The sequence below is a fragment of the Cohnella thailandensis genome (assembly GCF_014212135.1).
GTDB lineage: Bacteria > Bacillota > Bacilli > Paenibacillales > Paenibacillaceae > Cohnella > Cohnella thailandensis.
On sequence record NZ_JACJVQ010000002.1, the window covers coordinates 197061 to 218837 of the forward strand.

25 protein-coding genes are annotated in these 21777 nt (G+C 57.7%); 7 read left to right on the top strand and 18 right to left on the bottom strand.

Annotation, left to right across the window (positions count from 1 at the left end; all coding sequences use genetic code 11):
• Both H7B67_RS01505 and H7B67_RS01510 read right to left on the bottom strand, forming a co-directional pair.
• Positions 1-702 carry a DUF2225 domain-containing protein gene (locus H7B67_RS01505; RefSeq protein WP_185118033.1) on the bottom strand — a complete coding sequence of 234 codons (702 nt, stop codon included), beginning with the start codon at positions 700-702 and terminating at the stop codon, positions 1-3.
• Between the two features lie 52 nt (positions 703-754).
• Entirely contained in the window at positions 755-1126 is a 372-nt protein-coding gene (locus tag H7B67_RS01510) for a globin domain-containing protein (RefSeq protein WP_185118034.1), read from the bottom strand.
• A gap of 459 nt (positions 1127-1585) precedes the next feature.
• Between H7B67_RS01510 and H7B67_RS01515 the strand changes: the two genes are divergently transcribed.
• Positions 1586-2734 carry a nucleoside recognition domain-containing protein gene (locus H7B67_RS01515; protein WP_185118035.1) on the top strand — a complete coding sequence of 383 codons (1149 nt, stop codon included), beginning with the start codon at positions 1586-1588 and terminating at the stop codon, positions 2732-2734.
• Positions 2735-2864: 130 nt separating this feature from the next.
• A complete protein-coding gene (locus H7B67_RS01520; protein ID WP_185118177.1) occupies positions 2865-3692 on the top strand; it encodes an NAD kinase in 828 nt (275 codons plus the stop codon).
• Between the two features lie 354 nt (positions 3693-4046).
• Here H7B67_RS01520 and H7B67_RS01525 read toward each other — a convergent pair whose 3' ends face one another.
• Together H7B67_RS01525 and lipA are read right to left on the bottom strand one after the other, a co-directional pair.
• Entirely contained in the window at positions 4047-5033 is a 987-nt protein-coding gene (locus H7B67_RS01525) for a YutD-like domain-containing protein (RefSeq protein ID WP_221468645.1), read from the bottom strand.
• Positions 5034-5126: 93 nt separating this feature from the next.
• A complete protein-coding gene (gene lipA, locus H7B67_RS01530; protein WP_185118036.1) occupies positions 5127-6014 on the bottom strand; it encodes a lipoyl synthase in 888 nt (295 codons plus the stop codon).
• A 109-nt stretch (positions 6015-6123) separates the two neighbouring features.
• Here lipA and H7B67_RS01535 point away from each other — a divergent pair, with 109 nt between their 5' ends.
• Entirely contained in the window at positions 6124-7167 is a 1044-nt protein-coding gene (locus H7B67_RS01535; protein WP_185118179.1) for a M23 family metallopeptidase, read from the top strand.
• A gap of 42 nt (positions 7168-7209) precedes the next feature.
• On the opposite strand, the gene rbsK is transcribed toward H7B67_RS01535, so the two are convergent.
• The 6 genes from rbsK to yunB all read right to left on the bottom strand — a co-directional run bounded on the left by rbsK (position 7210) and on the right by yunB (position 12035).
• Positions 7210-8127, bottom strand: coding sequence for a ribokinase (gene rbsK, locus H7B67_RS01540; protein WP_185118037.1), 918 nt, complete (start codon positions 8125-8127; stop codon positions 7210-7212).
• A gap of 149 nt (positions 8128-8276) precedes the next feature.
• Complete coding sequence (gene kduD / locus H7B67_RS01545) at positions 8277-9035, bottom strand: 2-dehydro-3-deoxy-D-gluconate 5-dehydrogenase KduD (protein ID WP_185118038.1); 759 nt, start codon at positions 9033-9035, stop codon at positions 8277-8279.
• A complete protein-coding gene (locus H7B67_RS01550; RefSeq protein ID WP_185118039.1) occupies positions 9019-9777 on the bottom strand; it encodes a DeoR/GlpR family DNA-binding transcription regulator in 759 nt (252 codons plus the stop codon). The genes kduD and H7B67_RS01550 overlap by 17 nt, the downstream gene beginning before the upstream one ends.
• A 31-nt stretch (positions 9778-9808) precedes the next feature.
• Positions 9809-10639, bottom strand: coding sequence for a 5-dehydro-4-deoxy-D-glucuronate isomerase (gene kduI, locus H7B67_RS01555; RefSeq protein ID WP_185118040.1), 831 nt, complete (start codon positions 10637-10639; stop codon positions 9809-9811).
• 259 nt (positions 10640-10898) lie between these two features.
• Positions 10899-11096, bottom strand: coding sequence for a hypothetical protein (locus H7B67_RS01560; protein WP_185118041.1), 198 nt, complete (start codon positions 11094-11096; stop codon positions 10899-10901).
• A gap of 24 nt (positions 11097-11120) precedes the next feature.
• Entirely contained in the window at positions 11121-12035 is a 915-nt protein-coding gene (gene yunB / locus H7B67_RS01565) for a sporulation protein YunB (RefSeq protein WP_185118042.1), read from the bottom strand.
• A 367-nt stretch (positions 12036-12402) separates the two neighbouring features.
• On the opposite strand from yunB, the gene H7B67_RS01570 reads away from it, so the two are divergent.
• Positions 12403-12894: a C40 family peptidase gene (locus H7B67_RS01570; RefSeq protein ID WP_342592570.1), complete on the top strand. Its 492-nt coding sequence runs from the start codon at positions 12403-12405 to the stop codon at positions 12892-12894.
• Positions 12895-12976: 82 nt separating this feature from the next.
• Here the strand turns inward: H7B67_RS01570 and H7B67_RS01575 are convergent, their stop codons facing one another.
• Both H7B67_RS01575 and H7B67_RS01580 read right to left on the bottom strand, forming a co-directional pair.
• Positions 12977-13507, bottom strand: a complete 531-nt coding sequence (locus H7B67_RS01575) for a YceI family protein (RefSeq protein WP_185118043.1) — start codon at positions 13505-13507, stop codon at positions 12977-12979.
• 270 nt (positions 13508-13777) lie between these two features.
• Positions 13778-14620 carry an SDR family oxidoreductase gene (locus H7B67_RS01580; RefSeq protein WP_185118044.1) on the bottom strand — a complete coding sequence of 281 codons (843 nt, stop codon included), beginning with the start codon at positions 14618-14620 and terminating at the stop codon, positions 13778-13780.
• A gap of 99 nt (positions 14621-14719) precedes the next feature.
• On the opposite strand from H7B67_RS01580, the gene H7B67_RS01585 reads away from it, so the two are divergent.
• Positions 14720-15124 (top strand): MerR family transcriptional regulator, encoded by a 405-nt coding sequence (locus H7B67_RS01585; protein WP_185118045.1) that lies wholly within the window; start codon positions 14720-14722, stop codon positions 15122-15124.
• 79 nt (positions 15125-15203) lie between these two features.
• On the opposite strand, the gene H7B67_RS01590 is transcribed toward H7B67_RS01585, so the two are convergent.
• Positions 15204-15935, bottom strand: a complete 732-nt coding sequence (locus tag H7B67_RS01590; RefSeq protein WP_185118046.1) for a glucose 1-dehydrogenase — start codon at positions 15933-15935, stop codon at positions 15204-15206.
• 183 nt (positions 15936-16118) lie between these two features.
• Here H7B67_RS01590 and H7B67_RS01595 point away from each other — a divergent pair, with 183 nt between their 5' ends.
• A complete protein-coding gene (locus H7B67_RS01595; RefSeq protein WP_185118047.1) occupies positions 16119-16727 on the top strand; it encodes a TetR/AcrR family transcriptional regulator in 609 nt (202 codons plus the stop codon).
• A gap of 32 nt (positions 16728-16759) precedes the next feature.
• Here H7B67_RS01595 and H7B67_RS01600 read toward each other — a convergent pair whose 3' ends face one another.
• The 3 genes from H7B67_RS01600 to H7B67_RS01610 form a co-directional block, all read right to left on the bottom strand.
• Positions 16760-17041 (bottom strand): HesB/YadR/YfhF family protein, encoded by a 282-nt coding sequence (locus H7B67_RS01600; RefSeq protein WP_185118048.1) that lies wholly within the window; start codon positions 17039-17041, stop codon positions 16760-16762.
• Positions 17042-17136: 95 nt separating this feature from the next.
• Entirely contained in the window at positions 17137-17997 is an 861-nt protein-coding gene (gene purU / locus H7B67_RS01605; protein ID WP_185118049.1) for a formyltetrahydrofolate deformylase, read from the bottom strand.
• A gap of 30 nt (positions 17998-18027) precedes the next feature.
• Positions 18028-18828, bottom strand: a complete 801-nt coding sequence (locus tag H7B67_RS01610; RefSeq protein WP_185118050.1) for an ATP-grasp domain-containing protein — start codon at positions 18826-18828, stop codon at positions 18028-18030.
• 223 nt (positions 18829-19051) lie between these two features.
• Between H7B67_RS01610 and H7B67_RS01615 the strand changes: the two genes are divergently transcribed.
• Positions 19052-20317: an MFS transporter gene (locus H7B67_RS01615; protein ID WP_245363803.1), complete on the top strand. Its 1266-nt coding sequence runs from the start codon at positions 19052-19054 to the stop codon at positions 20315-20317.
• Positions 20318-20329: 12 nt separating this feature from the next.
• On the opposite strand, the gene H7B67_RS01620 is transcribed toward H7B67_RS01615, so the two are convergent.
• Both H7B67_RS01620 and H7B67_RS01625 read right to left on the bottom strand, forming a co-directional pair.
• Complete coding sequence (locus H7B67_RS01620; RefSeq protein WP_245363764.1) at positions 20330-20965, bottom strand: TVP38/TMEM64 family protein; 636 nt, start codon at positions 20963-20965, stop codon at positions 20330-20332.
• Positions 20966-21025: 60 nt separating this feature from the next.
• Positions 21026-21694, bottom strand: a complete 669-nt coding sequence (locus H7B67_RS01625; RefSeq protein WP_185118053.1) for a hypothetical protein — start codon at positions 21692-21694, stop codon at positions 21026-21028.
• Between the last annotated feature and the right edge of the window lie 83 nt (positions 21695-21777).

Consider the following 21777-nt stretch of genomic DNA (forward strand, 5'->3'; position numbering starts at 1 on the left):
TTACGCTCCGCTTAGCTTCATCTCTTCCGGCAGCTCCTGTCCGCTGCGGGTCATATCCTCGCGAATAACCATCCACTGCTCGCGGGAAGCGCGAATCATGGAGCTGTCGGTAATGCGCTTATCGTGAATAACCCTCGAGAACCAACGAACCGCCTCGTTATAATTCCCAAGCCTGCGGTACAGCTCCCCGATCAGATAGAGCAGACGGGCGTTGTTGTAGGAAATCGTCTCGCTCTTGTACACGTCCACGTAGGCTTCCAGAGCGAAGCCGAGGAACTTGTCCTCCATCGCCTTGTTGCCGTCATACCGATAAAGCCAGGCAATATGGTGAAGTAGGCCCGCGATAATCCGGTCGCTCTCCTTGACCGTCTGCGCGGTAAGCAAAGCAAGCTTGTAGGTCTCCAGCGCGACCTCCGCCGTTCTCTGTCCGCCGTAGTCGCGGCGAACCCAGTGGGTGCCGATTTTGTCCAGATACGCCCGCTTCTCCCGCTCCAGAAGCTTCGGCTTGAAATTCTCCGTCGAAGCGAAGCCGCAATAAGGGCAGATTCTCACGACGTAGTAATCCGGGTTGACTTCCCCGAAGTAGCAGCAGAAATCCGTATCCGTCCTGAGCGCTTTCTTGAAGCTGGGCCGAACCCGCGAGGTCTGGAACGTCGCTTCGCAGCAAGAGCAAGTAATCTTGGATGCATATAAGGGGTCCATGATGTTTCCCTCCGAATCTGTCCTCCGGCGGACAGGGGTATATGAACGCGATCTAGGAGTTAACGAAATGATGGGCGGGACCCGATAGCCGATCCAGAATGATCTCCTGCAGTTCCGGCGTCAAGTCGGTCTCCGCGAGCGCTCTTCTCATGCAATCGAGCCAAGCTTCGGCGCGCTCCGTCGTAATCGGGAAAGGCAAATGCCGCCCTCTCATCATCGGATGGCCATGCTTGTCCGAATAAAGGCTTGGACCGCCGAAGAACTGGGTCAGGAATTCGTATTGCTTCTCCTGAACCGGACGAATATCGGCCGGGAATAGAGGCGCCAGCAAAGGATGCGCCTGAACCTTCGGGTAGAATCGTTCGACGATTTCGCGGATCGCCGGAGCTCCGCCGGCTGCTTCGTAGATAGTCGTATAGCTCATAGGTGGCAACCCTCCTAAATATCCATATCGCGCAGGACTTTCATCCTTATTTTCATCCCATTATAACATAATCGACAAGGAACATATCTCCATTAGCCAATAAAAAAATCGCCCTAAAGGACGATGAGGAAAGTCTCGATTCGATGGCGCGGGAACATAGGACCAAAGTCTCAGAAATCTTTTCTATTCGTTGGAGTCAACGACTCTCGGATGACAAATACGAATGCGCAAACGAGAAAGCCGGCCGCTATTCCTGTCATACTGCATCACTCCGCTCGGGGAATCTAGGAAGTCCGTCTGGCTCGCCGATACTGTGTTTATTGTATCACAGAATGAAAGACGGCGCGACTCGAAATTTGCAAACGGTTACATGATATTTAATGGAAATATGCGATTATCCGTTTGCATATAGTGGACAAGAGCCCCTCGCGGGTCAAGCCTATGAGGGAGGGAACGGGTTTGCAGCGCACCGTCATCGCCAAAGGCTCCGGCCGCCTGAACGGCCTGCTGGCCGCCTTCTTGATCGCCTCAGTCGTTCTTCTGCTCGGTTCTCTGACGCTACACATGCCCCAAGTCGCGCTGGCCGCTTCCCTTAAAGGGCTCGCCGTCTGGTGGGACGTTCTGTTCCCTGCCTTGTTTCCTTTCTTCGTCCTATCCGAACTGCTGCTCGGGCTCGGAATCGTCCACCTGACCGGCACGCTGCTCGACCCCTTGATGCGGCCTCTCTTCCGCATCCCCGGCGTCGGCGGCTTCGTCGTGGCCATGGGCTTCGCATCCGGCTATCCGGTCGGCGCGAAGCTGACTTCCCGCCTTATGGAGGAGAAACTCGTCAATCGCAGCGAAGGAGAGCGTCTCGTCGCGATGACCACCTCCTCCGACCCGATCTTCCTTATCGGCGCCGTCTGCATCGGCTTCTTCGGCCGTTCCGACATCGTTCCGGTTCTGGCAGCCGCGCATTATGGAGGAGCGATGCTGCTGGGATTTATGCTTCGTTGGACGGGCTCTCGCAAGGACGTCGATGGGTCCGAGGAGCTTCCGACCGACGGGAAAAGCCGAAAGAACCGGAAAGGCAAGCCGACAGGCGGAATCATGGCCAGGGCGTTCGCCGCCATGCGGCAGGCCAGAGCGGCAGACGGCCGTCCGTTCTCGATCATGCTGCAGCAATCCCTTCGGTCTTCCATCCAGCTGATGATCGTCGTGGGCGGGCTGGTCGTCTTCTTCTCAGCGACGTTGGAGCTCCTTCTGCACAGCGGCCTCCTCACCGGCCTTCGAGACCTGCTCGCTTGGCTGATGCCGCTTCTCGGGCTATCCCCTCATCTGGCGGATTCCATCGTCAGAGGGACGTTCGAGGTCACGCTCGGCGCGAACGCCGCCGCCGATGCCGGCTCCCTGTCCAGCGCCGCGGCTTCCTCGCCTCCTCTGATCGACCAGGTGGCGGCGGCCGCCTTCGTTCTCTCCTGGGCCGGATTGTCGGTACACGCGCAAGTGGCGGGACTCATGAGCCGGACGAGCTGGAGATATGTTCCTTTTCTAAGAGCGCGCCTCATCCATGGGGTTTTGGCCGTTCTGCTCGTTTATCTGCTTTGGCCGTATCTATACGGCGGTTAAGCCATGAACCCCGAAGCCGAAACGGGACTTGATCAGGATTGTTTTCCCCGTATTTATTGTTTATGATCGTACTAGCACCCTGATCAAAGAAAGTTTCACGGACTCGGGAAGGAGCACTCTCTTGGAGCCTTTGAAATACGCATTGCTTGACCGCGGAGACCGGCTGAGCCGGGAGCTGGCGGATCAATTCCACGAAATGGCCGACGCGCGCGGCCTGATTCGCGACGACAAGTCCCCCCGGATCGTCCTGTCCATCGGCGGAGACGGGACGCTTCTTCAAGCGTTCCATCGGTATCGGGACCAAGTCGGCAAGATCAGCTTCGTCGGCGTCCATACCGGCCATCTCGGCTTCTATGCGGATTGGAAAAAGAACGAGCTGAACGAGCTTGTCGAGCTCATGTCCGCCACGACTCCGACGACCGTCAGCTATCCGTTGCTTAAGGTGGAGATCTCCACGGATGGAGGAACCTCCTCTTATCTCGCCCTTAACGAATTCACGCTCAAGAGCGTCGAGGGAACGCTTGTCGCCCAGCTTAATATCAATGACGAGCCGTTCGAGATGTTCCGCGGCGACGGCATCGTCGTATCCACCCCGTCGGGGAGTACCGGCTACAACAAGAGCGTCAACGGGGCCATCCTCCACCCCCACCTGGAAGCGATGCAGATCGCCGAGATCGCCTCGATCAACAACCGGGTCTACCGGACGCTGGGCTCCTCCTTTATTCTGCCGAAGCATCATCATTGCGACATCGTGACCGATCCCGACGAGCCGCTCGCCGTCGGCATCGACCACCTCGTCCTGCAATTCCGGGAGGTTCGTTCGATCGTCTGCTCGGTCGCCGAGGAGAAAGTCCATTTCGCCAGGTATCGTCCCTTCCCGTTCTGGAACCGGGTTCGCGACGCGTTCATCGGCTTCGACGAGAACGACAAGGGCCCCGCCAAGAAACGGCCGAGGTAACGAAAGGGAGACAAGGAGATTGCGAGGGGACGAATGGCTGAAAGGGCCCGGGCCTGCGACGCTCCTCCCGGATCGTTCCCTCCTTAATTTAACGGAAGCGAGAGACCTTAATTGCCGGAAAAAAGGCCAATTTATAACCTAACGGAAGTGTGAGACCTTATTCTGGAATTTCCCCTTGTTAGGAGTTGAAATTCAACAAATAACGTCGCTAAGAACCGTTAGATTCAAAGTTGGGCATCCGTGCCAAAATAAGGGCCATTATTTCCGTTACATCACAAAGCCCGTATCGAATAAAAAGCTGTTCCCGGAGCAAGCGAGCGCTTGCTTAGGAACAGCTTTTATCGTTATGCTGCGTTACGTTCGTTCGCCGCCCGTATGTCCGGCGCCGTTATCCGAGCGATGGCCTCCGCCGCCGCGAGGCGCGCCTTCCTGGCGCGGACGGTTCGGCTTGCCGTGGAAGCCTCCGCGGCGCCGGTTCTTGCCGGCCCAGCGGCCTCCGCCGCCGGACGAACGGGAGGAGTTCTCCCCTTCCGCTCCCGAGCCGTTATGGCGATCGGGGTTGTCCTTGGAAGGCGAAGAGTGGTGAGCGTTCGAATGGCGATGGCCTCCGCCTCCGCCGCCTCCTCCGCCGCCTTGCTTGCGGTCTTGTCCGCTATGACGCCGATCGGAGCCTCCGCCCCCTGGGCGAGGGCCGTTGTGATGCCCCTGATTGCCGCCGGAGCGGCGCTCTCGCCCTTGGGAGTCCGCTCCCCCGGACTTCGAGCGATTGCCGCCGTAGCCGTCGGAGTAGCCTCGCCCGAAGGACGAATCCGACCGGGCGGCCGCGTTCGCCTGAGCGGCGGCCGCGCGGCGTTCCGCGCCTTCGGATACGGCCCGGGCAACGGCCGACGGGCTTGTCCCCGGCACGCGTCCGCCCGGCCGTTCCTTCAGCGGCCAGCGCAGCAGCGGCCCGGACGGATTCGCCGCCGACGCGGCGGCGGGCGCTTCGCCCGCTTCCGTCGGTTCCGCCTCCCCCGCAGCCGGTTCGGCCGGCGTCGGGCTCGCGAAGATGACAGCGTCTTCGGGGATGGAGCTCGGATCGAGCTTCTCCAGCACGAAGTACGCGCAGCCGAAATTGCAATATTCGTTAATATAATCGATCAAGCTCGTGATGACCGCATCCCTGGAGCCCTTGGGCTGCGGCTCCCGGAAGAAGCCCTTCAGCCGAAGCTGATTGTAGCCCCAGTCTCCGACGACGTAGTCGTACCGCTCCAGCACCTCGCTGAACCGTTCGCGGAACGCTTCGGGGTTCCACCCGTTCTTGTAGTCGTGCACGAGCGCGTACGCGATTCCGCCTGCCATGTAGATCACGAATGGTTCTCCTCTCGAATGCCCGCTAAGGTACGATTAAAATGATGCCGGATAAACTCCGTTATGACGATACTCGATCGAAGATCAAGAATGAACGACGTTAGCCGCGGCCGATTGGACTTGCTCGTGCGCATGGTACGAGCTTCTGACGAGCGGGGCCGATTCCACGTGGGAGAAGCCCTTGGCCAATCCGTCGAGCTTCAATTGGGCGAATTCGTCCGGATGGACGTAACGCTCGATCTTGATATGCGAAGACGAAGGCTGAAGGTATTGTCCGAGCGTCAGAATGTTGCAGTCGACGGCTCGGAGATCATCCATCGTGCGATGGACCTCCTCGATCGTCTCGCCGAGTCCGAGCATGATGGAGGACTTGGTCGGAATGTTCGGCTGCATCTCCTTGGCTCTGCGCAGCAGCTCCAAGGTGCGATGGTACTTCGCCTTGGCGCGTACCCGGTTGGACAGCCTCTCGACCGTCTCGACGTTGTGATTAAGGATGTCCGGCTTGGCGTCCATGACGACCTTCAGGGCGTCCCAGTTGCCGAGGAAGTCGGGAATGAGCACTTCCACGCTGCAGAACGGCAGCTTGCGGCGAATCGCCTTGATCGTCTCCGCGAAGATAGAGGCGCCTCCGTCCTTCAAGTCGTCGCGGGCGACTGAAGTCACCACGCAGTGGCGCAGGTTCATCTGAACCGCGGCGTCCGCCACGCGTTCCGGCTCGCCCAGGTCGAGTTCGGTCGGCAGGCCGGTCTTCACCGCGCAGAACCGGCAGGCCCGCGTGCAAATATCGCCCAGAATCATAAAAGTAGCCGTGCGGTTCGCCCAGCATTCATATATATTCGGACAGCGAGCTTCTTCGCAGACGGTATGAAGAGTTTTGCTCCTCATCATGTCCTTGATCTCCTGGTAGTTCTCCCCAGTCGTCAGCTTGATTCGCAGCCAATCCGGTTTCTTAGGCTTGGAGTTCGATGTCATCGCAATACCCCCTGTTTTCTGTCACCTTATTATAGCAGGTTTCACATAAAAACCAATGTTCTGCTAACTCTAAACCTCATAGCACAAGATGGGGAGGCTCGCTTACATGATGTTCTGGCCACATTGGAGAGGCGTTCGATGCAAACGAATCTTGACTCTTGCCGCAGCCGGATGGCTCTTGGCGACGGCTCTGCTGCCCGGGACTCCGATGCGAGCCGCGCCCGCGGAAACGACGGATTATCGCAGGCTGCAAGAGCTTTATGACCATATCGCGTTTCTGACGGGGCTTACCTGGCAATCCGTCGCCGCGATCGACCGATACGAAACGATGCTCTCCCGCACTCATCCGAAGACTCGCCCTCTAAGCGAGCGAACGACCGTGGGGATTTACATCTCGCCGGAACGCTGGGCAGGCTACCTGAACCCCGACCAATCGGACCAAAACCCGTCTTCCATCCGGGTGTTCGGCGGCATCGGCCTTGACGGATCGGGGGATGGGCTGGCCGACCGCGAGAACGATATCGACCTGCTGTATACCGTGACGCATCTCGTTCGCATCGGAGGAAGCGCGGGCGACGACTTCGCGATCGGGCTATGGGATTATTACCAGAATACCCGGGCCGTACAGCGGATCCTGCAATTCGAGAAAATTTATTCCGCCTTTAACAAGCTCGATCTCTCGCAGCACGTTTTCCCGCTTCCGCTCGGTTCCGTTTATGCTTACCGAAGCACGTGGGGCAACAGCCGCGGCTGGGGCGGAGCGAGAATCCACGAAGGCACCGATATCTTCGCCCGGCACGGCGTTCCGGTACGAAGCACCACCTACGGAATCGTCGAGGTCAAGGGCTGGAACCCGTTCGGCGGGTGGCGAGTGGGCATTCGGGATCTCGACAACCTGTACCATTACTACGCGCACCTTAGCGGCTTCGAGAAAAATCTGAAGGTCGGTTCCATCGTGAAGCCCGGACAAACGATCGGCTGGGTCGGCAACTCCGGTTACGGCAAGCCCGGCACGTCGGGCAAATTCCCGCCTCATCTGCATTACGGGGTCTACCGGGATCGCGGCTTGGTCGAATGGGCTTTCGATCCTTATCCGATGCTTCGCCGCTGGGAACGCGCCGAGCATCGCTCCCTGCGAGCGCACAAGGAATAACCCCGATCCCGTCTACGCCCCGCTTGAGGCAGGTCCTCGAAATCAGTCGTTCTTCGCGAGCGACCTTTCGATCTCTTCCCGGCTGGGAATAGACGCCTGCGCTCCCGGCCGGGTGACGGCGATCGCGGCCGCCGCGGCCGCGAAGCTCATCGCCTCCGCGATCGGCATGCCGTTCGAGCCGGCGGCGACGAGCGCCCCGATGAAGGTATCTCCCGCCGCCGTCGTATCGACGGCGCGCACCTTGCGAGCGGGCGCGAACAGGCTCTCGCCTTCCGCGTCCGAGTAGACCGCTCCCTTGCTGCCGAGCGTCACGAGAACGCTGCCCGCTCCCCGGCGGACGAGCTCTTCCGCCGCGGCGGAGGCTTCCTCCGCGTTAGTCACCGGCAAGCCGCTCAGGCCTTCAGCCTCCGTCTCGTTGACGACGAGCAGGTCGATAAGCCCGTAAGCTTCCTCCGGAATCGGATGGACCGGGGCCGGATTATAGACCAGCCGAACGCCGCCGAGCCGGCGGCAGGCCTGCATGACGCGAAGATTCGTCTCCCATGGAATCTCGTTCTGCAGGATGACCGCATGCGCTCCGGCGAGCAGGGATTCGTCCGCATCCTCCGGGCGCACTTGGCCGTTGCTGCCTTCCGCCAGAATGATTTGATTCTCCCCGCTGTCCGCCACCGTAATGAAGGCAAGCCCCGACGTTCCCGGCTTGCGGAGAACATGCTTCGTTCCGACTCCGTACCGGCCGAGCGACTCGAGCAGCGCCGGAGCGAAGGAATCCTCTCCGACAGCTCCCAGCATCTCGACTTGTCCGCCCGCCAGAGCGGCCGCGACCGCCTGATTCGCTCCTTTGCCCCCCGGCAAATAATCCACGCCTTTGCCGTGAATCGTCTCTCCCGGCAAAGGGAATTTCTCCACCTGATTGACGATATCCATATTGATGCTGCCTACGACAACGATTCGACTCATGCTGATCTCTTCTCCCCGCCGATTTTTCCTTCATGTTACCATATCCGCGCGGAGAAGAACCAGACGAGCGTTCCCGCGGCATAAAAACGGCATTCCTCGGTTGGCCGAATGGCCAAGGAAGAATGCCGTTTCATTTAACGCGATTCCGATTAACGCGTCATCCAGCCGCCGTCCACGCACAGCACGTGGCCGGACATGTAATCCGACGCGCTCGACGCGAGGAAGATAGCCGGACCGACGAGGTCCGTGTCCTGTCCCCAGCGCCCGGCCGGAATTCTCTCCAGGATCTGGCGGCTGCGGTTCTCGTCGTTGCGAAGCGCTTCGGTGTTGTCGGTCGCCATATAGCCCGGCGCGATGGCGTTCACTTGAACGCCCTTCGGCGCCCATTCGTTGGCGAACGACTTCGTCAGGCCGGCTACCGCATGCTTGCTCGCCGTATAGCCGGGAACGTTGACGCCGCCCTGGAACGAGAGCATCGAAGCGATGTTGATGATTTTGCCCGAGCCTTGCTCGATCATCTTGCGGCCCGCCAGCTGGCTCAGCACGAACACGGAGTTCAAGTTGACGTCCAGCACGTCTTGCCAGTCGGCATAGGAGTGCTCTGCCGCCGGAGTCCGGCGGATGATGCCGGCGTTGTTGACCAGAATGTCGATGCGGCCGAATTCGGCGATCGTATGGTCGATAATGCCCGGAAGCTGCTCGCGATCGCCCACGTCGGCGGTCACGATCGCGGCGCGGCGGCCGTGAGCTTCGACGGCCTTCTTCGTCTCTTCGGCCGGGGTGCGGTTCGTCACGAGCACCACGTCGGCGCCCGCTTCCGCGAGGCCGATCGAGATCGCTTGTCCCAATCCGCGCCCCGCTCCCGTCACGACTGCCACGCGTCCTGTCAGATCAAATAGCCCTTTCAATGGTCAGCGAACCCCTCTCGTATCGACGCGCGGTATCCATGTCCAATCCGGCGTCGGTAATGATCGTTTGAATATCGTCCAGCGAGGCGAACGTAAGCAGGGCCGCGCGGTCGAACTTGGCATGGTCGGCCACGCAGTAGATCTCCTTGGCATTCGCCATGTAGGCTTTCTTGAGCTCGATCAGCTCTCCCGTAAACACGGTCAGACCGAATTTCTCGTGAATGCCCGTCGTCGACAGGAACAGCTTCTGCACGTTCAGCTTGCCGATCCAATCGATCGCTTCATTGCCGATAAGCACGTTGCGCTGGCGGTACCCGCCCGGTACGACGAGCCGAATCCGATCCTTCCCGATCAGTTCTCTCATAATGAGAAGGTCGTTCGTCAGCACGGTTAGCGGTTCGTTCGGCAATCTCTTGGCAATCTCCAGGGTCGTGCTGCCCGCATCCAGCGCGATGATGTCGTCTTGGCGAATATAGCGAAGCGCCCTCTCCGCGATGGCTTCCTTCTCCGTGAGCCGCTTCGTATCCGGGATCTGCAGCGGAAGCATGGACTCCGTTTCGTCCTGGGAGGAGACGGCGCCTCCGTGCGTGCGCCTCAGCAGCCCCTTCTCCTCCAGCTTCTCCAGATCCTCCCGAATCGTCTTCGGAGTGACGCCGAATCGCTCGCTCAGCTGGGAGACCTGGACGTTCCCGTCGGCCAAAAGCAGGTCCAAGATCGCCTGGTGTCGTGCGGCTGCCAGCATGCGTTGCGCTCCTTCCCGTCCCTCGTTCGTCTTACTTCATCTCGCTCGCCGGCACGGTATCCATGTCGTCGAACGTATAGTTCTCTCCGGCCATCGACCAGATGAAGGTATAGTTGCTCGTTCCCACGCCGGAGTGGATGGACCACGGCGGAGAGATGATCGCTTGCTCGTTCGCCACGACCAGGTGACGGGTCTCGTTCGGTTCCCCCATCATGTGGAAAACGCGGGCGTCGTCGTTGATGTCGAAGTACAGGTACGCTTCCATGCGGCGGTCGTGAACGTGGGAAGGCATCGTGTTCCATACGCTGCCCGGCTTCAGCACCGTGATGCCCATCATCAATTGGCAGGTGTTAATGCCGTCCGCATGCAGAACGCGGTTCAGCTCGCGTTCGTTGGACGTCAGCTGAGAGCCCAGGTAACGAGTATCGGCTTCCGCGATGGCGAGCTTGCGGGTCGGGTAAACGGCATGCGCGAGAGCCGAACAGAAGTAGAGCTTGGCCGGGTTGCTCGCATCCTTGCTCTCCAGCTTGATCTCCTTGTTCCCCTTGCCCACATAAAGAGTATCCAGCTTGCTCAGCTCGTACTTCTCGCCGTCGACCGTGATCACGGCATCGCCCGCGATGTTGACGAACCCGATCTCGCGGCGTTCCAGGAAGTAATCGGTCTTCAAGGTATCGGGAGCTTCGATGGAGAGCGCTTCCTTAACGGGCTGGGCTCCGCCGATGACCATTCTGTCTTCGTGGGTATATACCATATGAACTTGATCGGCTTCGAACAGCTTCTCGATCAGGAAGTGCTTGCGGAGCTGGGCCGTATCGTAATGCTTGGCATCGGATGGGTGCGTGGAATGACGAATTTCCATGAATAAGTCCTCCTCGAATCGTTCGTTTGTTTACGTTCGTTTTTATTATAACACACATTTTCGAACGAATACGAACCAAATCGAAATTTTTATTCGTACGCATGAAAAAAACGCCGCAGCAGCCGCTCGCCCCCAAGCCCCTTAAAGGGACTTGAGGAGCTTAAGAACGGGTTTGCTCTCTTCGGCCGTTAAATGGACGTATTGACTCGTCGCCCCATTTACGAGTTCAAGACTATCCTTCTGCGGAGAAATCCACGCTTCATAAAATATCCTCGATCGCGTATCCATACGCCCCGTTCTTCGTTCCGACGTCAATGTAGCAGTCCGGAGGACGCGCCATGGAGACCATACTCGCCTTCGCCACCGTATTCGCATCCTTTGGACTCTTGATCGCCATCTCGGCTCCTTCCGCCGAACGAATCCGAACCCATGCCTCCACTCCTATTCCCGCCGCCAAGGCGAACGCCCCTTCATTATAGACTTAGCTTTCCGGTTCGGCCGTCGTTTGGTTCGCGGCGCCGGGAAGCGTAAGCGCGGGAGCTTGAGCCGCGCCGCTTCCGACCGGGTTCCCTTTCCCGTCGTAGTAATACATCGGAACGTCGCCGACTACCATCATATAAGACAAGGGGATATCCGTCTCCAGCGTGCTCGGCTCCTGATCGAACGGGATGACCACCGCGATCTGGGTTTTCACGTGGACGTAGATCTCCACCTGCAGCATGTTGATTCCCGCGCTCGTCTGCCTAGTGCGAACCTCCGCCTGTACGGCGCTGACCGGATGAAACTTGACCGAGACGCTCGGCCCTAGGGAAGAGAGCAGCGGACTGTTCAGGGCATGGCCGATCGGAATGCGCTCATCGAGCTCTTCATGCTTCTTCAAGGCCGCCTCGACGATCCGGATCGTCTCCGAGGTGATTCTCATCTGCTCCTTGTAATCGATAAGAAAACCGGTGATCTTGCCGGCTTCGTTCGTCTTCCATTGGATCATTTTGCTGCTGTCCGCGTCCTGCGCCAGATTGTCGAGCATCGCCTGGTTGACCGCTTCCGTCGCGCTCTGCATGATTTTAACCTTGGCCAAGAACATGAGCGGACCGCGCAAATGCTTATCCAGCAAAGCGAAAGACTGTATCGTGGCCAAAACGAAGACAAGCAGCATAAGCAGCCAGAACGTCCTTCTCTTCATGCGTTTCCTGGGGCGGGTTACCCAACCGGTCGATTGGGAAGCGGCCGCATACGAGCCGGAGCTTTTCCTCCTCCGGCTGCGCCATCCTTTGCTGCGGGAAACGGAAGCGTAGCCCCCCGGGTTCCATCTGCGCGGCGCTGCCCGGAAGCCTCGGCTGCGGACGGGCTGCGGCCACTTCCAACGCGCGAGCGGCCTTCCCCATCGTCTTGGCATGTTCTCCCCCTCCTTGTCTCCCTCTTTCTCCATCCATATGCGGTCGTTCGCCAAAACAGAAGAAAGCCCCCGAGAACGGCATTCCTTGCGCTTCCTCGATTATTAAAAAAGTTTAAAGAAGATCCTCCCTCCGGCAGCCGTTTCGTGCCAATCCTCGAGCCATTTTCCACGGCATGAAGTCCCAGAAAAGCGCTCCCGGCGCTAGCAATGGGCGGAAAGTCCCTATTTTCTAAGAGAATCCTAATCCGCACAAGAATTGGGCATTTGTTGACTTCGTTTCCAATTATCCACTAACGAATAACGCGAAATTTTATTGTAAATTAAGCTTCGTAACCGGGCATTCGAGTCCGAATAACTTTAAGGATGTGTGATTGCTCTGAAAAAACTGCTTGCAGCATCTGCTATCGCCCTGTCGCTCCTGACCGCCGTCTCCACCGTCGCCGTTCCGGCTCCTTCCGCTTCCGCGGCCGAGATCTACGCGACCAACGGCCACAAATTCGTGAACACGGCAAAATCTTATATCGGCAGGGTTACATACCGTTTCGGGGTGAACGACACGTCCCGTCTCATTATGGATTGCTCCGCCTTCACGAAGCTCGTCTTCAAGAAGAACGGCATCAACCTTCCGTGGGGCTCCAAAGCCCAAGCCAAGTTCGGAACGAGAGTCGGCAGCAAGTCCAACTTGGCCATCGGCGACCTGGTTATGTTCAGCGTCGGCACTCCCGGCGTCATTAACCACGTGGGCATTTATATCGGGAACGGCCAGTTCATCAGCAACACGAAGAGCGGCGGCGTATCCATCAACAGCATCTGGACAGGCTATTGGGGCAGCCGCTTCATCATGGGTCGCCATTATTAATTCATACGCTGCAAAAAAAAAACGGCACTCTCCGTCCTTCCGGACAGGGAGTGCCGTTTCATTAGTTGCGGTATGCGCCGCCTTAAGCCGTAGCCGCTTCGATCTCGATGCTGATCTTCACTTCGTCGCCGATCAGGACGCCGCCCGTCTCGAGCGCCGCGTTGTACGTCAAGCCGTAGTCGCTGCGCTTCAGGCTTCCCGTCGCGCTGAAGCCGACCTTCTGATTGCCCCAAGGATCCTTGCCGGCTCCTTCGTACGTCACGTTGAACGTCTCGGGCCGAGTGACGCCATGCAGCGTTACGTCGCCGGTCACGACATACTCGCCGTCCCCGTTCTTGACGATCTTCGTTGCCTTGAACTCAAGCTTCGGATGGCTCTCGACATTGAAGAAGTCGGCGGAACGAAGGTGAGCGTCCCGATCCTTGTTGCGGGTGTCGACCGATGCCAGCTCGATTTGGACCGAGATGCTTGCCGTCGTCAAGTCGTTCGGATCCGCTTCGATCTGGGCTTGGAAGTCGTGGAAGGAGCCCTTCACCTTCGCGATCATCATGTGCTTCACCGAGAATTCGATTGCGCTGTGGGATACGTCTACGTTCCAGTTCGTCTTTGCCATTGTTATTTCCTCCTCATAGTTACTTACTTAATTAAATTGAATAACTAATTTATATTTGCTATGACCATAATATAAACCATGTTTTCGTCAGTGTCAATCCCTTAATTTTAAAATAATGAAAATTATGTTGTGCTCCCTTCGTCGCTGCTCCGATACCGAGCTTATGCGCGTTAGGCGTTCCTCATTCCAATGCCTTCATGGATAAGAAAACGGCAGCACCGGACCCGAATCGTCCGGAACTGCCGTTGTTTAGGAATGACATTCTTTCGGTTATTCGTTAAAATAGTGCCCCTGCTCAAGATCCTCGATCAGCCCGGAATGCACCGGATTCCAGCCCAACAATTCCTTCGTTCGCTCCCCCGACCCCGGCATAAGGCTCGGAATGTCGAGACCCGCGATGGGGACGTCCATCCCGAAGTGGGCTTCCGCTTCTTCGCGCGATAGGCTGACCGTCGGCACGTTCAGGTACCGGCCGATAACCTCGGCGATGTCGCGGAAAGCCACTCCTTCTTCGGCGCGCCCGTACAACATCGATCCGGCCGGCGCCTTCTCCAGGGCGAGCCGGTAGAGGTTGGCGGCATCGAACCGGTGCACGGCCGGCCAACGATTGGTCCCGTCTCCCACATAAGCCGAGAAGCCCTTCGCTCGGGCAATATGGATCAGTCTCGGCACGAAGGCTTTGTCGCCCTCTCCATGCACGGACGGAGACAGCGCCACGATCGACGTCCGTACTCCGCGGCCGGCGAGCACGACGGCTTCGTTGATCGAAGACTCCCCGCCAACGTGGACGGTGATCGCAAGAGGCTTGCCCGTGCCTTCGAGCGCGGCCCCCATCGCCTGGATGGCGAGCAGGTCGGTTTCTTGCGCTTCCGCGAATTTCGAGAAGTCGGGCGTGAACGCCAAGTGAATGACGCCATCCGCATCGGCGGCGGCCCCGCGAAGGATGTCGAGGTCTTCGACGGCTCCGCGGATCGCCTCGGCTCCCGCTTCCATTAGAGCGGCAGCGCCTTTATCCGAACGGGCAAGGCCTACGACCCGATGGCCGGCATCGATAAGCTCGCGAACGACGGCGGTGCCGACGTAGCCTGTCGCTCCTGTTACAAAAACGCGCATAATGAGTTCCTCCTTAAATAGTGTTGTTTGCTTGAACAATTCGAGCTTAAACTATAGAGTGAACTCTAAGGCAAGTCTTTTTTTCGGGGAGAGATTCGGATGAAAATTCAGGAGTTAGCGGACCGAACGGGCTTAAGCGTTCATACGATCCGTTACTATGAGAAGGAAGGCCTGTTGGACAGCCGGCATGTCCGAAGAGAAGACAACAACTATCGCGCCTATTCCGAAGAAGCGTTCGAGCGCTTGAAGCTCGTCAAGAAATTCCAAGGCATCGGCTGCTCGCTTGCGGAATTAAAGGAAGTGCTGCAGGATCACGATTCCGGGACGCGCACCAATGACGAGATCATCGAATGGATACGCTCGAAGATAAGGGAGATCGAACGCAAGAAGGAAGAATACGATCAGATGCTCGAAACCCTTGACTGGATGCTGGAGTACAGGCTGGCTTTGAAGGAAGATCCGCAGAAGGCTCTTGCGATGATGGAGAAGCAGCATCGGGATTAATTCGCTCGGCGATCTCCGCAAACAAGAAGCAGGCATCGCCCCTTCAAACGGGAGGCAACGCCTGCTTATGTTAAGCCTCTTATTGAGCGCCCAGGCCGCCGTCGATCACGAACTCGGAGCCGGTCGAATAGCTGGACTCGTCCGAAGCCAGGTACAGCACCAGGTTCGTGACTTCCTCCGGCTGGCCCACGCGGCGGATCGGGAAGCTCGCTTCCAGCTCCGGATTGATGAGCGCTTCGGTCATCGGCGTGCGAATGAAGCCCGGATGCACGGAATTCACGCGGATGCCGAATTCGCCCAGTTCAAGCGCGGCCGCCTTGGTCATGCCCCGTACGGCGAATTTGGACGCGGTGTAGGCGATCTTCTTATAAGCGCCGACGATTCCGGCAAGCGAAGAGACGTTGACGATGGAGCCGCCTCCCGCCTTCTTCATGGAAGGCACGACATAGCGCATGCCCAGGAACACGGACAGCTGGTTGACGTCGATCACCTTCCGGTACTGCTCGACCGGCACCGCGTCCAGATCCGCCGGAGGCAGGTCGATTCCCGCGTTATTGACGAGAACGTCGACCGGCCCGAACGCCGCTTCCGCCTGTTCGATGACCGCCTTCCACTCGCTCTCGTTCGTTACGTTATGCTGGATGAACAACGAGTTCGCCCCTAGCTCCGCTTGAAGCTTGCGGCCTTCCTCTTCCAATATATCGGTGAAGACGACCTTAGCGCCTTCGGCAACGAATCTCCGCACATGAGCCGCTCCCATGCCTCTCGCCGCTCCCGTAATGACAACAACCTTGCCGCTTAATCTGGACATCGCCAACGTCTCCTTTTCCCCAAATGGCTGGTCGCTATGGTTGAGAAACCAAACTCGACAAATTTATAATAGGAATAGAGGGAAACGATTACAATCATCAGCGCGGCCGAATGTGTCGGACGTCCGACAAATCGCCCGAAAGTGTTGGAATTCCGCTCAATTCATGCAGAGGACGTGATATCGATGGCTAACCCTTCAAGGCAGCTTCGCAAACGAATGCAATCCACGAACGACCTGAAAGCCGCCCTTATCGATCTGCTTCTCGAGGGCAACGACGCGGATTCGATTACCGTATCCGAGATCGCCGGGCGGGCGGATTATAACCGCAGCACGTTCTACTTCCACTACAAGGATAAGAACGAATTGCTCGAGGAGCTGTTCCGGGACGCTATCGGCGGCTTCCGCAGCGCGGTCGAATCGACCTTCCGGCATGTCCGGTCCATCAACCTCGACGAGGTTGCCCCCACGACCCGTCTTTCCTTCGAGCATGTCGAGAGGAACAAAAAGCTGTTCAAAGCGCTGCACTCCATTCGCCGAAGCGATTCTCTCTACGAACGGTTAGAGCAGATGTATTTCGAGCTGTTCCGGGGACGTTACCACTTCTACCGCAAGGATCCCACGCTCGCCATCGACGACGAGATGACCATGAGCTATCAGATCCACGCGATGATCGGCACGGTCAAGTATTGGATTCAATCGGACTTCAAATACTCCGCGGACTATATGTGCGAACAAATAACAAGGGTCCATGCCCATCGCCCCACCGACATCGTCGCGCAGAGCCAAGGCTGAACCCTCTGAATGCATATCTCATATATGGACTGTCAGGCATCTCCGACCAGAAACACGATATCCCCGTTCAGGCAATCGATCTTGAGCTGCTTCGATTCCAGGAACCAGACGTCTTTGTTCTCCATGTAGAAAGTGACTCGATCGGCTTCGACCACGGCTGCCGGGTCCATCGGATCGTCCTTCATGATGCCGAACCCGTACGGCTCCGTTCCTCCGCTCACGTACCGAACGAAGATGCGCACTTGGTCGCCATTGTTGTAACCCCAGTCGTTCTTGAAGCAGGAAACCGCAGTAGGCGAAATAACGAGCTCCACCTGGCGATACACCCCTCTCTAACCGCTTTTTGGAAGCGATTCCATTCTCATTATAATGCCGGAGAGCACCTCCCCACAAGGAGAGGCGCTTGTCCTTATTTGAAGACGACGGTCTTGTTATCGAAAATAATGACGCGGTTCTGAAGGTACCATTGGAGCGCGCGGGCGATAACCGATCTCTCCACCATGCGGCCGACTCTCTTGAGCTCCGCAGCGGAATAATCGTGGCTGACGCGAATGATATCCTGCTCGATGATCGGGCCGGCGTCCAGCTCCTCCGTGACGAAGTGCGCGGTCGCGCCGATGATCTTCACCCCGCGCTCGTACGCGCGGTCGTACGGCTTCGCGCCGACGAACGCCGGCAGGAAGGAGTGATGGATGTTGATGATCTTATTGCGGAACGGCTCGATGAAGCCCGGAGAGACGATCTGCATGTACTTGGCGAGCACGATGACGTCGATATTATGCTCCTTAAGCAGCTCGATGTGCCGCTTCTCGACCTCCGGCTTGTTCTCCTTCGTCACCGGGAAGTGGTAGAACGGAAGCCCGAAGCCGGTCGCGGTGGCGCGAAGGTCCTCGTGGTTGCTGACGACCATGACGATGTCGCATTCGAAGTCGCCGGCCTTCCACTGCCAGAGCAGCTCGACCAGGCAATGATCTTCTTTCGAGACAAAAATCGCGACCCGCTTCTTCTTCGAGTTAAGGAACAGGTTCCACTTCATCTCGTATTTGTTCGCGATCGGCCGGAAATCCTCTTCTATCGCCGGGAAGTGCCGGTCCAGGTTCGGAATCGAGAACTCGACCCGCATAAAGAACAAGCCTTCCTGATAATTGGTGCTGTATTGGTCGGAAGAAATAATATTGGCGCCCTTCTCGTACAGATACGTGGATACGGCGGCCACGATCCCCGGCTTGTCGGTACAGGAAATGAGCAGAACGGCTTTATCGTTCGACATAGTGGAAACTAACCTCTCTCTTGGCAGATTTTAATCGCGCATTCGAAATTTCGTTCGGAACGCATCCTGGAAGAGCCGGAACGCCCGCTTCTCCCGCTCGGCATTCCCCTTGATAAACTCGCTAAGGAAAACCGTGCCGTTTACCTCTAGAACTTGAAGCCCTTCGGACGTATTCAAGATATCGACGCTGCAGAAGGCGAGGCCGACCGCGTTCGCGGCGTCGGCAGCCAGCTTGAACAACGCGTCTTCCAGAGACGGTTCGATCCCGCCGACGGAAGCGCCGCCGGACAGGTTGTGCTTCCAGGAGCTTGTCCTGCTCTTGGAGAACGCAAGCCGGACTTCGTCGTTCAGCACCACGACGCGATATTCCAATTCGGATGACCGATAGGGCGAGATCGCGGCGTTCAGCTCGAGGGAGAATAGCCGCGCCAGTCGTTCCCGCAGTTCCCCTAGGCTCGTTACCCGGAACACGTTCTCTCCTTGCGCTCCGTCATCCCGTTTAACGACGGCATCCGAACCATATTGCTCGAACAGCCTTTCCGCCTTACGGAACGCATCCTCCGACGAATATTTCGAATTCGGGTTCAGCAGAAACCGATGCTCGACGGAAGGAATTCCGGCGGAGGCGAGAACGGAATGGGTCGAGGCTTTGCTCTTGGCTATAAGAAACGACGAACTGTCGTTTAGTCCGAGATCGACATTGTACATCGCGAACTGCTTGTCTTCATAAGAAGCAGAGTAGATCTGACCCGCTTCGATCTCTCGGAACGAGACCCCCACGCTTGCTCCCGCTCTCTGAATCAAACTCAGATAGGGCCTAACGGCGGTCATCCCCTTAATCCTCCGTCCGATGGTGCGGAAATGGCTTAATAACTTATTATACAATAATCGAGCATTCGGGAAATAGGCAAGCTGCATTATGGGCTGTCAAGCGAACGACACCAAGATCGAATAAAGAATTAACGCCGTTTGCCGTATCCTACGGCTTGCGTCCTATGATACGATGAGGAAAATCGGTTCATATAACGGCAACACGGAGGATACGACTTTGGAACTGCAACACGCTCAAACTCCCTCGGAGAAACGCTCTTTCTCCTTTAACTACGCTCTGCTGCTCGCGGTCGTCTTCGGCGGCTTCCTCGTCTTCGGCTTCTCCGAGAACGTCAAAGGTCCCGCGATTCCGCGCATGCAAGCCGAATTCGGCTTGGACGAATTCCAGCTCGGCTTGCTCCTGTCCCTGAACTCGCTCGGGTACCTGATCGCCTGCTCCTTCACCGGACTGCTCACGCGCAAGATCGGCATCAAGTGGACCGGCATCGCCGCTTTCGGATCGATGTTCATTTCGGGCATTCTCATGTACTTATCCGTCAATTATGCGACGCTCTCGGCCTCTTACTTCCTCATGTACATCGGCAACGGCATGCTGGAGATCGGGCTCGCCATCATGGCCGCAAGAATCTTCACCCGCAACACGGGAACGATGATGAATCTATCCCATTTCTTCTATGGGCTTAGCTCCACGGTAGCGCCCATTATCGCCGCCTCCATGATGGGCTGGCACCTGTTCGGCGGAGAGTTCGGCTGGAGAGGGATGTACCTCGCGATGCTGGCGTTGTCCCTGCTGCCGATCATCCCCTCGCTGCTCGGACGGTTCCCGGACGAACAGCGGGCGCAGGAGAGTACGGAGCATCTGCCCATGCGAAAAATCGCGAAGGATCCGATCGCCTGGCTGATCGTCCTCGTCCTGTCGTGCGGAGTCGTCTCGGAGATGGCGGTCGGAAGCTGGCTCGTCAACTATCTGGAGAAGGCCTACGGGTGGACGAACGAATCGGCGTCCGGCATGCTCTCGCTGTTCTTCCTGTTCTTCATGCTCTCCCGTCTCTTCCTCGGTCCTGTCACCGATCGGATCGGGTACACGCTGTCCGTGCTGATATTCAGCGCGTTCTCGGGCGTGTGCAGCCTGGTCGCCATCGGGGTCGGGGAAGGCGGAGCCATCCTGTTCGCCCTCGCCGGCGTCGGCATCGCACCGATCTATCCGACGGTGATGGCCGTGCTCGCCAAGAGATACCCGCAAGGAACCGATACGGCGATTACGTTCACCGTCACCTTGATGGGGGTCGGCAGCGTCGTCGGCAACCTGCTTATCGGGGCGATCATCGATTGGACGCGCGCCTTGTTCTCCTCCGGAGAAGGAGCAGAACAAAGCCGCATCCTGGGCCTTCAGGCCGGATACGGCTTCATCGCGATCATGGCGCTGCTCTGCTCGGCGTTCTGCGTGATCCTGTACCGTAAACTTAAAGCTCGCAACGAGCTCGTCTAAGCTTAAGCGCTCCTACCGAGCCGCCGGGTCCCCCGGCGGCTCTTCGTGTGCTTCCGGACGGGTGAAGGCAGACTCCAGTTTTTTGCTAAGGAAGAAGGAAAGGGCCACAAAGATCAATACATAGAGCAGCCGAATCGGTTCCTCGACGAATCGGTGCAGATCGTAACCGATATAGGAGACCGACAGGACCATCACGGCCTTGCCGAACAGAATGGCGATAAGAAAAGAACGAAGCGGCATTCGGGCCAAAGCCGCGGCGATATTGATGATGACGAACGGCCCCACCGGGAACAGGCTGAGCAGGAACACGTAGCTGAACGCGTTGCGCCTGATCCAGACCATCGCTTTGCGCACGCTGGATTTGCTCGCCCACTTCAGGGCGTAAGGATGACTCCCCAGCTTGCGGAAGATCAGGAAGGTCGTCAGGCAGCCCAGGATCATTCCGAGCCAGGAGTAGAAGAATCCCTGCCAAAGGCCGTACACCGCGGCGTTCACGCCGACGATGACGATCGTAGGCAACGGCGGAATGAACGACTTCAGGAAGGTCAGCGCAATCCCCGGCAGCGGGCCGAGGGAGCGGTAATCGTGCAGATAACGTTTGATATCGTCTTCTGTCAAAGACGTCAGGGTGTCGATCAGCGAGGACATGTCGGGAGCTCCCATTCTATAGGGCGTTTACTAAGTCGGCGATATTCTGCGTCTATTCTATCATGAAGTTAGTTCGACCAGTACGACTTCGTTGCGGTTGCTGTCGACGACAAGGTAGACTCGCGGAACGAACGCCGAGAAATACCGGAGAAACAGGGAGTTTCGGAGCTCGTCCGCGAACGTCCATCCCGTCGGGACGAAAGCAAGCAGTTCCTTTGGCTCCAAGTACTCTTCCGTTACCAATAGTCTCAGTTCGTCTCCATCGGGGATATTCGCTTTCTGAAGCTTTTCCGGAATGATGGTGTAAGTCTTCAATTCCCTTCGCCCCGCGTGCCGCCACATGCTTATATCCTTCACCCGATAGAGGTCCTTAGCCAGTGCCATCATCGGAGATTGATTCCTCAGGAACAGCTCTTTCGAACGGTTTCTCAGGTTGAGCAGATTAACGGATTCCTCTTGACCGTCGACATAGATTTGCTTGACGTCTTCAAAATGAGGCGCGATCTCCTCCATCACCATCTTCCGGGTGCTCGGCTTGCGAATAAGCAAGTTCACCAGCATGACCTCCTCTTGGATCGCGCTGCCAGCAATGAAGAAGACGGCCGAGGCGCTCAAGAAATCGATCGAATCGAGGCTTTTCCGTTCTAACCGAACTCTATCGAGTCCGGGCGCTGGCCCTCTCCCGCTCTTCCGGAACTCCGGCTCTCCTTCCGTCAACCATTCGTACATCCTTTTCTCCTCCTCCTCTAGTCCATTCGGAACACGATCTCCAACCCTGTCAGTTCGACCCGGAACGGCCTTCTATATTCCCG

Coding starts and splice junctions, on each gene's coding strand:
- H7B67_RS01590 (WP_185118046.1), bottom strand. CDS start 15,935: ATGTCCAGATTAAGCGGCAAGGTTGTTGTCATTACGGGAGCGGCGAGA.
- H7B67_RS01580 (WP_185118044.1), bottom strand. CDS start 14,620: ATGCGCGTTTTTGTAACAGGAGCGACAGGCTACGTCGGCACCGCCGTC.
- H7B67_RS01595 (WP_185118047.1), top strand. CDS start 16,119: ATGGCTAACCCTTCAAGGCAGCTTCGCAAACGAATGCAATCCACGAAC.
- H7B67_RS01525 (WP_221468645.1), bottom strand. CDS start 5,033: ATGGCAGGCGGAATCGCGTACGCGCTCGTGCACGACTACAAGAACGGG.
- kduI (WP_185118040.1), bottom strand. CDS start 10,639: ATGGAAATTCGTCATTCCACGCACCCATCCGATGCCAAGCATTACGAT.
- H7B67_RS01505 (WP_185118033.1), bottom strand. CDS start 702: ATGGACCCCTTATATGCATCCAAGATTACTTGCTCTTGCTGCGAAGCG.
- purU (WP_185118049.1), bottom strand. CDS start 17,997: ATGTCGAACGATAAAGCCGTTCTGCTCATTTCCTGTACCGACAAGCCG.
- H7B67_RS01550 (WP_185118039.1), bottom strand. CDS start 9,777: ATGCTGGCAGCCGCACGACACCAGGCGATCTTGGACCTGCTTTTGGCC.
- H7B67_RS01535 (WP_185118179.1), top strand. CDS start 6,124: ATGTTCTGGCCACATTGGAGAGGCGTTCGATGCAAACGAATCTTGACT.
- rbsK (WP_185118037.1), bottom strand. CDS start 8,127: ATGAGTCGAATCGTTGTCGTAGGCAGCATCAATATGGATATCGTCAAT.
- H7B67_RS01625 (WP_185118053.1), bottom strand. CDS start 21,694: ATGTACGAATGGTTGACGGAAGGAGAGCCGGAGTTCCGGAAGAGCGGG.
- H7B67_RS01510 (WP_185118034.1), bottom strand. CDS start 1,126: ATGAGCTATACGACTATCTACGAAGCAGCCGGCGGAGCTCCGGCGATC.
- H7B67_RS01610 (WP_185118050.1), bottom strand. CDS start 18,828: ATGACCGCCGTTAGGCCCTATCTGAGTTTGATTCAGAGAGCGGGAGCA.
- H7B67_RS01620 (WP_245363764.1), bottom strand. CDS start 20,965: ATGTCCTCGCTGATCGACACCCTGACGTCTTTGACAGAAGACGATATC.
- H7B67_RS01575 (WP_185118043.1), bottom strand. CDS start 13,507: ATGGCAAAGACGAACTGGAACGTAGACGTATCCCACAGCGCAATCGAA.
- lipA (WP_185118036.1), bottom strand. CDS start 6,014: ATGACATCGAACTCCAAGCCTAAGAAACCGGATTGGCTGCGAATCAAG.
- H7B67_RS01585 (WP_185118045.1), top strand. CDS start 14,720: ATGAAAATTCAGGAGTTAGCGGACCGAACGGGCTTAAGCGTTCATACG.
- yunB (WP_185118042.1), bottom strand. CDS start 12,035: ATGCCAAGACGATGGGGAAGGCCGCTCGCGCGTTGGAAGTGGCCGCAG.